We start from the raw sequence: 15,002 nt of genomic DNA on the forward strand, positions 1-15,002 counted from the left end.
TGTCGAGCCATGAAGTGACAGCGTCGCTTGCCAAGCCCGGTGAGCGTCAGTTGTCTAGTGGGCCTGTGGCGAGGTTCACCAAAAGTCTGGGGACAAACGGTCATTTGCCTCCAGTCCAGACACGGCGCGGGCTAGCGCCGTCACCCACACAATACCCACATGTTATCCACAGTCTGGCACCTTGCAATGACCCCCAGACCGCATTATCTTGTATCCCCGGCGCGCAAAACCACTACATGTAGGGTTTCGCCTGAAAAACCAAGCACAAGTCAAAGCAAGAACTCAAGCCCTTGCAGCGTGCTTTCCCCGAGTTTTTTCGCCCACGAATTCTCCGCCTGCCGCTACCTGCGGACGGCCGCATTTTCCGCTCTTTCCTACACCCGGCTGAAGGCCTCGGCCTTCCGCGGACAGCTTTTCGGTGACGGACCCAACGATTGGCGTCCGCTCAAATTTTTGAACGTGGAGATACTCACCCCATGCAAACCGACACAACTCGCGAGAACTCGCCGGCCAAGGCGCCGCAGGCCAACGATGCCAATCTGGATCTGGCCGCGACCGCTCCAGGCCAACTGCGCGTGATCAAGCGCAACGGTACCGTGGTCGGCTATACCGACGACAAGATCACCGTGGCCATCACCAAGGCGTTCCTTGCAGTTGAAGGCGGCAATGCCGCCGCCTCGTCGCGCATCCACGACACCGTCGCGCGCCTGACCGAACAGGTCACCGCCACTTTCAAGCGGCGCATGCCATCGGGTGGCACCATCCACATCGAAGAGATCCAGGACCAGGTCGAACTGGCCCTGATGCGCGCCGGCGAGCAGAAGGTCGCGCGCGACTACGTGATCTACCGCAACGAGCGCTCAAAGGAGCGCGCCACCCGCATTCCGGCCGATGCACCGGTCGAAGCGCACCCCAGCATCCGCATCACCAAGGCCGACGGCAGCCTGGCGCCGCTGGACATGGGCCGCCTGAACACCATCATCAACGAAGCCTGCGAAGGCCTGGCCGAAGTCGACGGTGGCCTGATCCAGAAAGAAACCCTGAAGAACCTGTACGACGGCGTGGCCCTCACCGACGTCAACACCGCCCTGGTGATGACCTCGCGCACCCTGGTCGAGCGCGAGCCGAACTACTCGTTCGTCACCGCCCGCCTGCTGATGGACACCTTGCGCGCCGAAGGCCTGAGCTTCCTGGAAGTGGCTGAAAGCGCCACGCACCACGAGATGGTCGACCTGTATGCCAAAGCGCTGCCCTCCTACATCGCCAAGGGTATCGAGTTCGAACTGCTGAACCCCGTGCTGGCCACCTTCGACCTTGAAAAACTGGGCCGGGCGATCAACCACGAGCGCGATCAGCAGTTCACCTACCTGGGCCTGCAGACCTTGTACGACCGCTACTTCATCCACAAGGATGGCGTGCGTTTCGAACTGCCGCAGATCTTCTTCATGCGCGTGGCCATGGGCCTGGCGATCGAGGAGAAGAACAAAGAAGACCGTGCGATCGAGTTCTACAACCTGTTGTCGTCCTTCGACTACATGGCCTCGACCCCGACCCTGTTCAACGCCGGCACCCTGCGTCCGCAGCTGTCGAGCTGCTACCTGACCACCGTACCGGACGACCTGTCGGGCATCTACGGCGCGATCCACGACAACGCCATGCTGTCCAAATTCGCCGGCGGCCTGGGCAACGACTGGACGCCAGTGCGCGCGCTGGGCTCGTACATCAAGGGCACCAACGGTAAATCCCAAGGCGTCGTACCTTTCCTGAAGGTCGTCAACGACACCGCCGTGGCAGTGAACCAGGGCGGCAAGCGCAAGGGCGCGGTCTGCGCGTACCTGGAAACCTGGCACCTGGACATCGAAGAATTCATCGAGCTGCGCAAGAACACCGGTGATGACCGTCGTCGTACCCACGACATGAACACCGCCAACTGGATCCCCGACCTGTTCATGAAGCGCGTCTTCGACGACGGCAAGTGGACCCTGTTCTCGCCCAACGAAGTGCCGGACCTGCACGACCTGACCGGCAAGGCCTTCGAGGAGCGCTACGAGTACTACGAAGCGCTGACCGAGTACAACAAGATCAAGGTATTCAAGACCGTCCAGGCCAAAGACCTGTGGCGCAAGATGCTGTCGATGCTGTTCGAAACCGGCCACCCATGGCTGACCTTCAAGGACCCGTGCAACCTGCGCTCGCCGCAGCAGCACGTGGGCGTGGTCCACAGCTCGAACCTGTGCACCGAGATCACCCTGAACACCAACAAGGACGAGATCGCGGTCTGCAACCTGGGCTCGATCAACCTGCCGAACCACATTGCCGACGGCAAGCTGGACACCGCCAAGCTCGAGCGCACCATCAACACCGCCGTGCGCATGCTCGACAACGTGATCGACATCAACTACTACTCGGTGCCGCAGGCGCGCAACTCCAACTTCAAGCACCGCCCGGTCGGCCTGGGCATCATGGGCTTCCAGGATGCGCTGTACAAACAGCACATCCCGTACGGTTCCGATGCCGCCGTCGAGTTCGCCGACAAGTCGATGGAAGCGGTCAGCTACTACGCTATCCAGGCGTCGTGCGACCTGGCCGACGAGCGTGGCGCCTACGAGACGTTCCAGGGTTCGCTGTGGTCCAAAGGCATCCTGCCGCTGGATTCGCAACAGATCCTGATCGAAGCCCGTGGCCAGAAATACATCGATGTCGACCTCAACGAATCGCTGGACTGGGCGCCGGTCCGTGCCCGCGTGCAGAAAGGCATTCGCAACTCGAACATCATGGCCATCGCGCCGACCGCGACCATCGCCAACATCACCGGCGTGTCGCAGTCGATCGAACCGACCTACCAGAACCTGTACGTGAAATCGAACCTGTCGGGCGAGTTCACCGTGATCAACCCCTACCTGGTTCGCGACCTGAAAGAGCGCGGCCTGTGGGACTCGGTCATGATCAACGACTTGAAGTACTACGACGGCTCGGTACAGCAGATCGAACGCATCCCGCAGGAATTGAAAGACCTCTATGCGACCGCGTTCGAAGTGGACACCAAGTGGATCGTCGATGCAGCCAGCCGTCGCCAGAAGTGGATCGACCAGGCCCAGTCGCTGAACCTGTACATCGCCGGCGCTTCGGGCAAGAAGCTCGACGTGACCTACCGCATGGCCTGGTACCGTGGCCTGAAGACCACCTACTACCTCCGTGCCCTGGCCGCGACCAGCACCGAGAAGTCGACCATCAGCACCAGCAACCTCAATGCAGTGTCGAGTGGCGGTAACAGCGCCCCGATGCAGGCCGCGCCAGCCGGCCCGGCACCCGTGCCAAAGGCCTGTGCAATCGACGAGCCGGATTGCGAAGCTTGCCAGTAAGCGACCGCTAGACCCTGAAGCCCGCCTCACGGTAACGTGAAGCGGGCTTTTTTGTGCTCGGCGCGCGGACGCTGTTCTCGCACATCCCGAAACACCGCACGTGGAACCTTCCCCACGGTTACCCGTCAACCCCTCGAACCCACCTCGGATTGGTCACTACCATGAAAACCACCGCTGCCCTGCTCCTGGCCTGTATGGCCGCCCCAGCCTTTGCCGCCGAAATGTCGCACAGCAACAGCGACATGACCCCGATGCAGCACGAGTACATGATGAGCATGGAGACCATGCAGAAATCCATGCACGAAGGCGGCATGGAGACCGACGCCGACGTCGCTTTCGCCAAAGGCATGCTGGCCCACCACAAGGCCGCACTGGACATGGCCAGGATCGAGTTGAAATACGGCAAGGACGCTGAGATGCGCAAGCTGGCCGAGAACATCATCAAGGCCCAGCAGGCGGAAATCGATCAGATGGAGACGTGGGTCAAGAAGCATCAGAAGTGATGTAAGCTTTCGCCCTATCGCGCTCGCCCCCCACTTCAAGGAGTCCGCCCATGAGCAACCGCCAAAGCGAAATCGCAGCCGCCCTGGCCGTGATCCCGCCGTTCGCCGACGACCACGCCATCGACCAGGAAATGGAACGCCGCAAGGCGTTCATCAAGCAGTGTCTGACCACGGCCGGCTTGAAGGTTCTGGTACTGGGCATCAGCGGCGGCGTCGACTCGCTCACGGCCGGGCGCCTGGCACAGGTGGCCATCGAGGAACTGCGCGAGAGCAGCGGCGACCCTGACTACCGATTCATCGCAGTGCGCCTGCCCTACAACGTCCAGCACGACGAGGACGACGCTGCCGCCTCGTTGCGCTTCATCAAGGCGGATGTCGAAGAAACGGTGAACATCGCCGATGCCGTGCAAGGCCTTGCCCAGCAGACAGCACAACTGCACGGTCTGAGCGATGCCCGTCGCGATTTCGTCATGGGCAACGTCAAGGCACGGATCCGCATGGTCGCGCAGTACACCATCGCCAATGCCAACAATGGGCTGGTGATCGGCACGGACCATGCCGCCGAGGCCGTCATGGGGTTCTTCACCAAGTTCGGTGATGGGGCGTGCGACCTGGCGCCGCTCAGCGGGCTGGTGAAAAACCAGGTTCGTGCCATCGCCCGCCGGCTCGGGGCACCAGACAATCTGGTGATGAAAGTGCCAACGGCCGACCTCGAAGAACTGCGACCCGGCAAGCCGGACGAAGATGCCCATGGCGTGAGCTACCAGCAGATCGACGCGTTCCTCCACGGTAAGCCGGTGGGCGACGAAGCCTATGGGATTATCGTGAAGGCGTACGACCAGACGCATCACAAACGTGTGCTGCCGTTTTCGCCTTGATTTCCCTTCGATGTGCGGTTGATCATCTGAACAGGTCAGGGAGATCAACCCACAATGAAATTGCATCAACTGCGCGCACTTGTCTGTATTCATGAAACCGGGAGCCTGCAAGACGCCTCGCACGTGCTGCACCTGACGCAGTCGGCATTGAGCCGGGCGATGAAGGAACTGGAAAACGAATTGGGGGTTACCCTTCTGGTTCGTTCCAACAAAGGCATGAGCCTGACCGAGCATGGCCAGCGCATGCTGACCCACGCTCGCCAGGCGCTGGAAAGCGTGCGGCGAGCGCGTCAGGAAATCGAAGACATGAAGGGGCTGACCGTGAGCGAGGTCACCCTGGGAGTGACGCCCGTCACCGCGCTGCTGCCGCCACTGCAACAGACCCTTCTGCGTTTCCAGCAGACCTACCCAAACGCCGCGCTGAAGGTACTGGAGATGCGCCCTGCCCAGTTGCTGCAGCATCTGCGCGATGGCCTGCTGGACTTTGCCCTGACGTCGCAAGTGCCAAGCCATGCCGTAGGCCTGGACTGGCAGCCGCTGTGCCGCATTCCCGGCAGCGTGGCGGTGCGCAAGGATCATCCGCTGCGCCACGTGAGATCGCTGCGGTTACTGCAGCAAGCCCAGTGGATCAGCGTCGATCCTGTTGCAGACAGCCAATCCCAGTTCAATCAACTGTTCGCCGGCAGCGCGCTTGGCCGCCCGTCCAAGGTGTTCGAATGCACCGCAATGAATCTGGCGCTCAAGATGCTGATCGAGAGCGATGCCGTGATGGTGGTCAGTGAGAGTGCTCTCGGACCCTGCTGGGCGGGCATGACCGATATGGCCAACTACCTGCATACGCTTGGGTTGCAAGAGGCGGTTCCCGATTTTTCGGTCAATGTGGTGTGCGTGAACCAGGCCTACCTGACCCGGACCGCGAGCCTGTTGTTCGGTCAACTGCAGGCCAGCTTTGCGTAAACGGCCACTTGGACCAATACCCTGACGGCGACCCCTTCAAAACAGCGGATTCAGACATTTCGAGTTGAGCAATACTCAAGCCCTTGCACGGACCGTAATTTCAGACCCTCAACTTTGCCGAATCCCCAGGCTAGAGCCTACGGTCAGTGAATGAAACGGCTTCAGCTCAGCAGGCAACGGCTCCCACGGTTACCAACCTTCCCATTTTCCGCTACTCGTCTGGATGGTTTTGGGTCGCTCATTCCCCGCCAGCAGCGCCATCCGGTATCAGTCAACGCCTCCATCGAAACCAAGCCATAAGCCCTTGATTAAATGTGATGTGCAGTGACTGAACCCATCCCCGACACTGGCCCGCACCACGATTCCGGGTACAGGCCTTACCTATGAAAAGCACTCTTGCCAGCGATTCACCTCTTCCTGTCGCCGATGCACCGCCCGCACCGCAGCCCAACAAGATGCGTCGGGTCATCATCGCTTCTTCCCTGGGCAACGGCCTGGAGATCTACGACTTCACCGTGTACAGCTTTTTCGCAGTCATCATCGGTCAGTTGTTCTTTCCCGGGTCCTCGCCCATGGCCTCGCTGCTCATGTCTCTGGCGACATTTGCCGTCGGCTTCGTCATGCGGCCCTTGGGTGCGTTGCTCATCGGTCGAGTCGCCGACCGCCGAGGGCGCAAGGCTGCACTGTCGCTGACCATTGCCCTGATGACGGTGGGTACCGGCATCATCGCCTTCACACCCACCTACGCCAGTATCGGCATCAGTGCCAGTGTCCTGCTGGTGATCGCCCGGCTGCTGCAGGGGCATTCAGTCGGTGGCGAAGTGGGTTGCGCGTCGGCGTTCATGATGGAGTCGGGCCGCACCGACAACCGTTGCTTCGTGGTCAGCTGGCAGGGCGCCAGTCAAGGCGCTGCCGCATTGCTGGGTGCGGGCACGGGCTTGCTGCTGACCAGCAGTCTCAGCGAGGCATCGTTGCTGGAGTGGGGATGGCGGGTGCCATTCGTGATCGGCCTGCTGATCGGCCCGGTCGGCTGGTTCATCCGCCAGCATCTGGATGAAACGCATACGGCCACCGCCACTGCACCCTCGCTGGGACAGTTGCTCAATACGCAAAGCCGCACCCTGGTGCTAGGCATCGCCTGGATGTCGGCGACCACCGTGACCATGTACATGGTGGTCTATTACATGCCCACCTACCTGACCCAGACACTTGGCCGCCCGCAGAGCCTGGGGTTTGCCCTGGTCGGCCTGGCCAGCGCCCTGCTCGTCGTCATTACGCCCATCGCCGGCCGTTATGCGGACGGTTTCATTCGCCGCAAGCCGTTGCTCTATGGGGTTACCGGGCTGGCGCTGCTGACGGTCTACCCGGCATTCATGCTCTTGAGCCACGAGAACGTTCTGCTGTGCATCGTGGCCATTATCCTGCTGATTCTACCGATGGCGATCGGACTGGCGCCGAGCATGGCCATGCTGCTCGAAGCATTCCCCCGGGAACAGCGGGTGACCGGCATGTCGATCATCTACAGCGTCAGTGTGACGCTGTTCGGTGGATTCTCACCGCTGCTGGTGACATGGCTGATCAACGTCACCGGCAACCCATTGACCCCGGCGCTGTACCTGTTGGCCACCGTGGCGCTCAGTCTGTGTGCCCTGCGCCTGCTGCCAGAGCATCCCGGCCGCGACTGATCGTTCAATACACTGCAACACAGAGGAAGATGCCCATGAGCGAGCCCATGGTTCACCCGCACCTGCTCAGCACTGCAACACGATTTGCGACACTGCGCCAAGACATTCACCGCCACCCCGAACTGGGGATCGACACCTGTCGCACCGCGGCAATCGTGGCCGAACGGCTCGCTGCATGGGGTTATGAAGTCCATGCCGACGTGGGCAAAGGCGTTGTGGGCGTACTCAGGCGCGGGCAATCCACACGTACGCTGGGCATCCGAGCGGACATGGATGCATTGCCCATCCTGGAGCGCAACGGGCTGCCCTGGGCAAGCGAGCGCCCAGGCTGCATGCATGCCTGTGGCCACGATGGGCATACTGCAACCTTGTTGGCGGCGGCGGAGCATCTGGCGGCAGACGCTCGATTCGACGGCACCTTGAATTTGATTTTCCAGCCGGACGAGGAAGGTTTGACGGGGGCGCGCTCGATGCTGCAAGCCGACCTGTTCGCCAGGTTTCCCTGCGACGCGGTCTATGCCTTCCACAACATGCCCGGCTTGCCGGTCGGGGTGGCCGTGGTTCAGTCCGGCGCCTTCATGGCGTCTTCGGAAGAAGTGCAGATTACCCTGACAGGCCGAGGTGGCCATGGCGCCATGCCGGAACGCGCCATTGATCCTATACCAGCCCTGGCAGGCATCATCACTGCGTTGCAAACGGTGGTTTCGCGCAACCTTTCGACCAGCGACGCTGCGGTGGTGAGTGTGGGCAAGGTCCGCGCCGGTACCGTCTACAACATCATTCCAGAGAGCGCCACCTTGATGCTCGGTGTGCGTACCGCAACGCCTGCCGTACGCGAAAAGGTGGAGCAACGGATCCGCGAAATCGTGCAGGGGCAGGCAGCCAGCTTCGGCGTCACCGCAGCCATTGAATACCGGTTGCTGGCACCCGTGCTGGTCAATGCGCCCGAAGAAACCGCACGTATGCATGCCGCAGCCTGCGCGGTGTTGGGTGCGGACAATGTGTTGGAGCAGATGCCGGTGCGCTTGATGGGCAGCGAGGACTTCGCCTGGATGCTGAACGAGCGTCCAGGCTGCTATTTCGTCCTGGGGAACGGCACCGGGTCGTTCAATGGCTGCTCGGTGCACAACGACCACTATGACTTCAACGACGCGGTCATTCCCTTGGGCGCCGCGTGCTGGGCGAGGCTGGTGGAAGACTATCTGCAACCACTGGGCGACTAGCGCTTGCTTGCCGCCTGAATCAACGCCTTCATCTCGGCCACCGCGGCCTTGAAGCCCACGAACAACGCATGGGCCACCAGCGCGTGACCGATGTTCAGCTCGTTGACCCCGCGAATCGCGGCCACCGGCTCGACGTTGTGATAGTGCAGACCATGGCCGGCGTTGACGATCAGCCCGTGGCCCAGACCGAAACCCACGCCGTCGAGGATTCGTTGCAGCTCATCGGCGACATCGGTCGGGGTCTGGGCGTCGGCATAGCGGCCGGTGTGCAGTTCGATAGCCGGCGCACCCACCCGCTTCGAGGCTTCGATCTGGCGCTCGTCGGCATCGATGAACAGCGACACCTCGCACCCCAGCTTGCCCAGACGCTCGACGGCGGCCTTGATCTTGGCTTCCTGACCGGCGACGTCCAGGCCGCCCTCGGTGGTCAGTTCTTCGCGGGTTTCAGGCACCAGGCAGACGTGAGCCGGGCGAATCTGCTCGGCAAAGGTCAGCATGGCCTCGGTAACGCCCATTTCGAAATTCATTCGGGTCTGCAACACGTCCTTGAGCAGCAGCACGTCGCGCGGCTGGATGTGCCGACGGTCTTCACGCAGATGCACGGTGATGCCATCGGCTCCGGCTTCCTCGGCGTCGAGCGCGGCCTTGACCGGATCGGGGTAGCGCGTGCCACGGGCCTGGCGCAGCGTCGCCACGTGGTCGATATTGACGCCCAGCAGAATGCGGTTACAGGTATTCACGAGAACTCTCCGAAAAATCCAGGCCACAGCATACGTGTTGGTCAGGGCTTGCGAAACAGCTCGCGACTGACCAGCGGCCGACCGCCCAGGTGCACCGCCAGGGCCTGGCGCATGAGGCGCTTGGCCGCGGCCAGTGCACCTGGCGTTTCCCAGCTGGCCTGGGCCATGGCCAGCAACTCGGCGCCCTGGAACAACCCTGGCTGCAACAGCTCGACCCGTTCCAGGCCAGCATCCACCAGCAAGCGGTACAAGCCGTCGACCGCCACAGGCTCACCATTGACGTCAACGTCCAAGGCAAAGCCATAACCGAGCTGATCCAACAGGCGCCACTCGAAGGAGCGCAGCAAAGGCTCCAGCGCCCGCCCTGCGCCAAGTGCCTGAAGGGTGGCGGCATAATGCTCGAACAGCTGGGGGTGGGGGTCTTCACTGGGCAACAGGCGGATGATCAGCTCGTTGAGGTACAGGCCGCTGAACAGCGCGTCGCCGAGCATCCACACCGCCACCCCGGCGGACTCCATACGCGAAACGTTCTTGAGTTCGCCCTTGCCGCGAAACTCGACCTCGAGCGGTACGAAGGGACGCGCCAGGGTGCCCGCCTTGCCGCGCGCGTTACGCAACACGGCGCGCAGGCGGCCCTGGGGGGTGAGGAAATCAACGAGGGCACTGGTTTCGCGATAGGCGCGCGAGTGCAGGACGTAGGCAGGTTGTGGCGTCGGGGCATTGGACATGACTTACGCAAACCTGTAGCAGCGGCGCAAGCCGCGTCACGAACCCACGCGAACGAACAGAAGATCTGCTGCACCCTGTGACGCGACTTGCGCCGCTGCTACAGGGTGTCGTCCGCGATGTGAAATTACTGGTCGTTGTAACCCAGCGAACGCAGCGCTCGCTCGTCGTCGGACCAGCCGCCCTTCACCTTCACCCATAGATTGAGCATGACCTTGGAGTCGAACAGCACCTCCATGTCCTTGCGCGCTTCCATGCCGATGCGCTTGATACGCTCGCCCTTGTCACCAATGATGATTTTCTTCTGACCATCACGCTCGACGAGGATCAAGGCATGGATGTGCAGCGTCTTGCCCTGCTGCTTGAATTCCTCGATCTCGACGGTGATCTGGTACGGCAGCTCGGCGCCCAGCTGGCGCATGATCTTCTCGCGCACCAGTTCGGCAGCGAGAAACCGGCTGCTGCGGTCGGTGATCTGGTCTTCCGGGAAGAAATGCTCGTTCTCCGGCAGATGCCCGGCAATCACTTTTTCCAGCGCTTCGAGGTTATGCCCGTGCTGCGCGGAAATCGGCACGATCTCGGCGTTCGGCAGCTGCTCCTGCAGCCAGGCCAGGTGCGGCATCAGCTCAGCCTTGTCCTCGATGCGGTCGGTCTTGTTGATCGCCAGGATCACCGGCCCCTGCACGTACTGCACCCGCTCCAGAACCAGTTGGTCTTCGTCCGTCCACTTGGTGCGGTCGACCACGAAGATCACCACGTCGACGTCTTTCAACGCTGCCGAGGCGGTCTTGTTCATGTAGCGGTTCAGGGCCTTTTCATTGCCCTTGTGCATGCCCGGGGTGTCGACATAGACGGCCTGGATCTCGCCCTCGGTCTTGATGCCCAGCATGTTGTGGCGGGTGGTCTGCGGCTTGCGCGACGTGATCGCCAGCTTCTGCCCCAGAATGTGGTTGAGCAACGTCGACTTGCCGACATTCGGACGGCCGACGATGGCTACATAGCCACAACGGGTAACGGGTGCATCAGTCATTGCCATTCTCCACGCCCAGGGCGATCAGGGCAGACGCGGCGGCCACCTGTTCGGCGATGCGACGGCTGACGCCCTGGCCCCGGCTTTTCTCATTCAGAAGGACGACTTCACACTCGACGAAGAACTGTCGGCAGTGCGGGTCGCCCTGGATATCCACCACTTCATAGCGCGGCAGTTCAGCACCGCGCGACTGCAGGAACTCCTGCAGGCGGGTCTTGGGATCTTTGTTGGTGTCGACCAGCGTCAGTCCTTCGAACTGCCCTTCCAGCCAGGCCAGCACGCGATCACGCGCTGCATCCATACCGGTGTCCAGGTAGATGGCCCCGATCAGTGCTTCGAGGGCATCGGCCAGGATCGATTCGCGGCGAAAGCCACCACTCTTCAATTCGCCCGAGCCCAGGCGCAGGTAATCGCCCAGATCGAAGCCGCGGGCCAGTATGGCCAGGGTTTCACCCTTGACCAGACGCGCCCGCAGGCGTGAAAGCTGGCCTTCGCGGGCTTGCGGAAAACGCTCGAAAAGCGCTTCGCCAGCGACGAAATTGAGGATAGCATCGCCGAGAAACTCGAGGCGCTCGTTGTTGCGCCCGGCGAAGCTGCGATGGGTCAGTGCCAGCACCATCAGGTCCTGGTCCTTGAAAGTGTAGCCCAGCTGGCGTTCGAGGCGGCCCAGGGAAGCAGTCACGGCTTGACCACGCTGAACTCACGATCGAACTTGACCACCACATCCAGATTCTGGATCAGTGGCTCACGCTTTTCGTACTTGAGGTGGGCCTTGAACGTGTTACCCGCCTCGGTGATGCTTAAAACCTTGTTCAAATCCAGATCCTGAATATTGTTGACCTGCATGGCCCGGCTGACGTGGCCATAGAATTCACCCACCGTATCGACCCGGGTGGACTTGTCGGCACCCGCCGACTCGATGGCCTGGGTCAGCGTCCGGTAGTCCATGTAGTGCGGCACCAGCTTGAAAGCCGTACTGGCCACGAACGCGATCACCGCCAGGGTGAGCAACCAGCCAACGATGGACATGCCTTGCTGGGACTTCACTGCGTTCATGCTGGACACCTCTGAAAACATTCGGCGCCGTCCGTGGACGGCGCCGGCGGCGCTACTTGATCAGCCCGACTCGCGAGAAGTTGGGCAAGTGGCTGAGCTTGGGCTCGGGCCAGCTCATCCAGATGGCAAAGGCCTTGCCGACGATATTCTGGTCGGGGACCATGCCCAGCAGTTCCTTGGGAATCGACGGATCGTCCCAGTAGCGGCTGTCGTTCGAGTTGTCGCGGTTGTCGCCCATCATGAAGTAGTGCCCGGCAGGCACCGTCCACTGGCTGTCGGGCGGCGCGCGATAGCGCGACATTTCCTGGCGGATGACGTGCTCGACTTCGCCCAGCTTTTCCTTGTACAACTCGGCGCTGCCCAGGCTGCCCGGCTCGCTGCCAACCAGTTGCCGCGCGATCAATTCGCCGTTGACGTACAGCTGCTTGTCCGAGGTGTAGCGAATCTGGTCGCCCGGCAAGCCGATCACGCGCTTGATGTAGTTGACGTTGGGGTCGCTGGGGTAGCGGAACACCATGACGTCGCCGCGCTTGGGATCGTTGACCTCGATGATCTTCTTGTCCACCACCGGCAGGCGAATGCCGTAGGAGAACTTGTTCACGAGGATGAAATCACCCACTTCCAGGGTCGGGATCATCGAGCCCGAAGGAATCTGGAATGGCTCGACCAGAAACGAGCGCAGCACCAGCACGATGAACAGCACCGGGAAGAACGACTTGCCGTACTCGACCAGCAGCGGTTCCTTGTCCAGGCGCTCGACCACCGCCGGCTCGGGCTGGCTGACGCTGCCCTCGTAGGTGGCGATCGCAGCCCGTCGTCGTGGCGCCAGGACGACCAGATCAAGCAAGGCCAGCAGACCACAAACGGCTACGGCGATGACCAGCAACAGCGGGAAATTTAGTGACATAGGACTCGACTATTCCAACCTGAGCACAGCAAGGAAGGCTTCCTGTGGAATTTCCACGTTGCCGACCTGCTTCATGCGTTTCTTACCGGCCTTCTGTTTCTCCAACAGCTTGCGCTTACGGCTCACGTCGCCACCGTAACACTTGGCCAGTACGTTCTTTCTGAGCGCCTTGACAGTGGTCCGGGCAATGACCTGTCCGCCAATGGCGGCCTGGATTGCCACATCGAACATCTGCCGAGGGATCAGCTCCTTCATTTTCTCGGTCAACGCACGGCCCTTGTAGGCCGCATTGTCGCGGTGCACGATCAGCGCCAGGGCATCGACCTTGTCGCCGTTGATCAACACATCCAGCTTGACCAGGTTGGCCGACTGGTAACGCTCGAAATGGTAGTCCAGCGAGGCATAGCCACGGCTGGTGGATTTCAGGCGGTCGAAGAAGTCCAGCACCACTTCATTCATCGGCAGGTCGTAGCGAACCTGAACCTGGCTGCCGAGGAATTGCATGTCGCGCTGCACGCCGCGCTTCTCGATGCACAGGGTAATGACGTTGCCCAGGTGCTCTTGAGGCACAAGAATCGTTGCCGACACGATCGGCTCGCGGAAGTCCTCGACGGACGAGGCGTCCGGAAGCTTCGACGGGTTGTCCACATAAATGGTTTCACCGGTCTTCATGACCACTTCGAAGATCACGCTCGGCGCGGTGGTGATCAGGTCCAGGTCGTACTCGCGCTCCAGGCGCTCCTGGATGATCTCCATGTGCAGCATGCCCAGGAACCCGCAGCGGAAACCGAAGCCCAGGGCATCGGAGCTTTCCGGCAGGTACTGCAGCGAGGAATCGTTGAGGGTCAGTTTCTGCAACGCGTCGCGGAAATCTTCGAAGTCTTCCGAGCTGACCGGGAACAGCCCGGCGTAGACCTGCGGCTGAATGCGCTTGAAGCCGGGCAGCACGGCAACATCGGGCGTGCTGCTCAAGGTCAGGGTGTCGCCGACCGGCGCGCCGTGAATGTCCTTGATGCTGCCGATGATGAAGCCCACCTCGCCCGCCTTGAGGTCGGCCGTGGCGGTGTGCTTGGGCGTGAAGACGCCGACGCTGTCGACCAGGTGCACCTTGCCGGTGGACTTGACCAGAATCTTGTCGCCCTTCTTCACCCGGCCATGGCGCACGCGCACCAGCGAGACAACGCCCAGGTAGTTGTCGAACCAGGAGTCGATGATCAACGCCTGCAACGGTGCTTCGATATCGCCGGTAGGGGCTGGAATGGTCTGCACCAGGCGCTCGAGCACGTCGATCACGCCCATGCCGCTCTTGGCGCTGCAGGCCACGGCGTCGGTCGCGTCGATGCCGATGATCTTCTCGATCTCGTCCTTGACCTTGTCCGGGTCGGCCTGGGGCAGGTCCATCTTGTTCAGCACCGGCATCACTTCCAGGCCTTGCTCGATGGCCGTGTAGCAGTTGGCCACGGACTGGGCTTCGACGCCCTGCCCCGCATCCACCACCAGCAGCGCGCCCTCGCAGGCCGCCAGCGAGCGGCTGACCTCGTAGGTGAAGTCGACGTGCCCTGGGGTATCGATGAAATTCAGCTGGTAGGTTTTGCCGTCTTGCGCCTTGTAGTGCAGGGTGACGCTGTGCGCCTTGATGGTGATCCCGCGCTCACGCTCCAGGTCCATGGAGTCCAGGACCTGGGCCTCCATTTCGCGGTCGGCCAGGCCGCCGCACATCTGGATGAACCGATCGGCGAGGGTCGACTTGCCGTGATCGATGTGGGCGATGATGGAGAAATTGCGGATATGACTCAAATCACTCACGGGTCAACACTCAAAAAGGCTGCGGGCCGAACGCCCAACGAAAAATAGCCGGGAATTGTACCTGAATAACGTTCGGGTGTGGGAGCGGTGGGTCGAGGGGTGGTTGTACGGACGTCTTCGCGGGCACAG

General features: G+C 61.6%; 13 protein-coding genes. 6 read left to right on the plus strand and 7 right to left on the minus strand.

Annotated elements, in window-relative coordinates; translation table 11 throughout:
• Nucleotides 1-476: 476 nt before the first annotated feature.
• From H7993_RS07715 to H7993_RS07740, 6 genes are all read left to right on the plus strand, one after another.
• The gene (locus tag H7993_RS07715; RefSeq protein WP_185793966.1) at nucleotides 477-3,362 is read left to right on the plus strand and encodes a ribonucleoside-diphosphate reductase subunit alpha; all 2,886 of its coding nucleotides are present in this window, start codon (nucleotides 477-479) and stop codon (nucleotides 3,360-3,362) included.
• A gap of 161 nt (nucleotides 3,363-3,523) precedes the next feature.
• Nucleotides 3,524-3,865 (plus strand): CopM family metallochaperone, encoded by a 342-nt coding sequence (gene copM / locus H7993_RS07720; protein ID WP_185793967.1) that lies wholly within the window; start codon nucleotides 3,524-3,526, stop codon nucleotides 3,863-3,865.
• A 50-nt stretch (nucleotides 3,866-3,915) separates the two neighbouring features.
• Nucleotides 3,916-4,743 (plus strand): ammonia-dependent NAD(+) synthetase, encoded by an 828-nt coding sequence (gene nadE, locus H7993_RS07725; RefSeq protein WP_185793968.1) that lies wholly within the window; start codon nucleotides 3,916-3,918, stop codon nucleotides 4,741-4,743.
• Nucleotides 4,744-4,797: 54 nt separating this feature from the next.
• The gene (locus tag H7993_RS07730; protein WP_185793969.1) at nucleotides 4,798-5,700 is read left to right on the plus strand and encodes a LysR family transcriptional regulator; all 903 of its coding nucleotides are present in this window, start codon (nucleotides 4,798-4,800) and stop codon (nucleotides 5,698-5,700) included.
• A gap of 383 nt (nucleotides 5,701-6,083) precedes the next feature.
• Complete coding sequence (locus tag H7993_RS07735; RefSeq protein WP_185793970.1) at nucleotides 6,084-7,385, plus strand: MFS transporter; 1,302 nt, start codon at nucleotides 6,084-6,086, stop codon at nucleotides 7,383-7,385.
• Between the two features lie 35 nt (nucleotides 7,386-7,420).
• Nucleotides 7,421-8,608: a M20 aminoacylase family protein gene (locus tag H7993_RS07740; protein ID WP_185793971.1), complete on the plus strand. Its 1,188-nt coding sequence runs from the start codon at nucleotides 7,421-7,423 to the stop codon at nucleotides 8,606-8,608.
• Here H7993_RS07740 and pdxJ read toward each other — a convergent pair.
• From pdxJ to lepA, 7 genes are all read right to left on the minus strand, one after another.
• On the minus strand, nucleotides 8,605-9,348 hold the full coding sequence (gene pdxJ, locus H7993_RS07745; protein ID WP_185793972.1) for a pyridoxine 5'-phosphate synthase: 744 nt from the start codon (nucleotides 9,346-9,348) through the stop codon (nucleotides 8,605-8,607). The genes H7993_RS07740 and pdxJ overlap by 4 nt on opposite strands.
• Before the next feature lie 41 nt (nucleotides 9,349-9,389).
• Nucleotides 9,390-10,076, minus strand: coding sequence for a DNA repair protein RecO (gene recO / locus H7993_RS07750; protein ID WP_185793973.1), 687 nt, complete (start codon nucleotides 10,074-10,076; stop codon nucleotides 9,390-9,392).
• Nucleotides 10,077-10,201: 125 nt separating this feature from the next.
• Entirely contained in the window at nucleotides 10,202-11,104 is a 903-nt protein-coding gene (gene era, locus H7993_RS07755; protein ID WP_122797209.1) for a GTPase Era, read from the minus strand.
• Complete coding sequence (gene rnc, locus H7993_RS07760; protein ID WP_122479360.1) at nucleotides 11,097-11,786, minus strand: ribonuclease III; 690 nt, start codon at nucleotides 11,784-11,786, stop codon at nucleotides 11,097-11,099. Before rnc ends, era begins: the two co-directional genes overlap by 8 nt.
• Nucleotides 11,783-12,160 carry a DUF4845 domain-containing protein gene (locus tag H7993_RS07765; protein ID WP_122479722.1) on the minus strand — a complete coding sequence of 126 codons (378 nt, stop codon included), beginning with the start codon at nucleotides 12,158-12,160 and terminating at the stop codon, nucleotides 11,783-11,785. The genes rnc and H7993_RS07765 overlap by 4 nt, the downstream gene beginning before the upstream one ends.
• 52 nt (nucleotides 12,161-12,212) lie before the next feature.
• Nucleotides 12,213-13,067 carry a signal peptidase I gene (gene lepB / locus H7993_RS07770; RefSeq protein ID WP_122479361.1) on the minus strand — a complete coding sequence of 285 codons (855 nt, stop codon included), beginning with the start codon at nucleotides 13,065-13,067 and terminating at the stop codon, nucleotides 12,213-12,215.
• 9 nt (nucleotides 13,068-13,076) lie between these two features.
• Nucleotides 13,077-14,873 carry a translation elongation factor 4 gene (lepA, locus tag H7993_RS07775; RefSeq protein WP_122479362.1) on the minus strand — a complete coding sequence of 599 codons (1,797 nt, stop codon included), beginning with the start codon at nucleotides 14,871-14,873 and terminating at the stop codon, nucleotides 13,077-13,079.
• Nucleotides 14,874-15,002: the final 129 nt, after the last annotated feature.

Origin of the sequence: Pseudomonas baltica (assembly GCF_014235765.1) — a bacterium.
GTDB lineage: Bacteria > Pseudomonadota > Gammaproteobacteria > Pseudomonadales > Pseudomonadaceae > Aquipseudomonas > Aquipseudomonas baltica.

Bases quoted from the DNA above. Each gene is read 5' to 3' on its own strand.
- H7993_RS07715 (WP_185793966.1), top strand. From the start codon at position 477: ATGCAAACCGACACAACTCGCGAGAACTCGCCGGCCAAGGCGCCGCAG.
- copM (WP_185793967.1), top strand. From the start codon at position 3,524: ATGAAAACCACCGCTGCCCTGCTCCTGGCCTGTATGGCCGCCCCAGCC.
- nadE (WP_185793968.1), top strand. From the start codon at position 3,916: ATGAGCAACCGCCAAAGCGAAATCGCAGCCGCCCTGGCCGTGATCCCG.
- H7993_RS07730 (WP_185793969.1), top strand. From the start codon at position 4,798: ATGAAATTGCATCAACTGCGCGCACTTGTCTGTATTCATGAAACCGGG.
- H7993_RS07735 (WP_185793970.1), top strand. From the start codon at position 6,084: ATGAAAAGCACTCTTGCCAGCGATTCACCTCTTCCTGTCGCCGATGCA.
- H7993_RS07740 (WP_185793971.1), top strand. From the start codon at position 7,421: ATGAGCGAGCCCATGGTTCACCCGCACCTGCTCAGCACTGCAACACGA.
- recO (WP_185793973.1), bottom strand. From the start codon at position 10,076: ATGTCCAATGCCCCGACGCCACAACCTGCCTACGTCCTGCACTCGCGC.
- era (WP_122797209.1), bottom strand. From the start codon at position 11,104: ATGACTGATGCACCCGTTACCCGTTGTGGCTATGTAGCCATCGTCGGC.
- H7993_RS07765 (WP_122479722.1), bottom strand. From the start codon at position 12,160: ATGAACGCAGTGAAGTCCCAGCAAGGCATGTCCATCGTTGGCTGGTTG.
- lepB (WP_122479361.1), bottom strand. From the start codon at position 13,067: ATGTCACTAAATTTCCCGCTGTTGCTGGTCATCGCCGTAGCCGTTTGT.